1 protein-coding gene is annotated in these 326 nt (G+C 57.7%); it reads left to right on the top strand.

The genetic code is table 11. The features are described from left to right. Positions 1-326 (top strand): sigma-70 family RNA polymerase sigma factor (locus MXD62_RS10775; RefSeq protein WP_248829165.1); only part of this gene is annotated, 326 nt, incomplete at both ends.

The following is a 326-nucleotide window of genomic DNA, read 5'->3' as shown; positions in this document are numbered from 1 at the left end:
GTGAACAACCGATTTGGCGACGAGGAAAAGCTGCTGGCCGAGCTTGGAAACCGCACTCCGGCCGCCTTTGAGCGCTTCTACGAACGGTATGTACCGCTGGTTTTTCAGATTGCCCTGCGGATGGTAGGTGACCGGATGGAGGCGGAAGACCTGTGTCAGGAGATATTCCTGGAAGCATACCGGACGGTCCATCAATACGATCCAGAACGCGGGAGCGTCGAAGCTTGGCTGGCCGTGAAAACGCGGGCACGCTGTCTTGATCGGCTAAGGCGCAAAAAAACGGAATTGTTCGGCGGGTTTGACCAACTGGAGCGGCAACCCGGTCC

The organism is Frankia sp. Mgl5 (assembly GCF_023242985.1).
GTDB classification, from domain to species: domain Bacteria; phylum Actinomycetota; class Actinomycetes; order Frankiales; family Frankiaceae; genus Parafrankia; species Parafrankia soli.
Note: the sequence above shows the minus strand (reverse complement) of the source record. Positions and strands in the feature narration are given on the sequence as shown.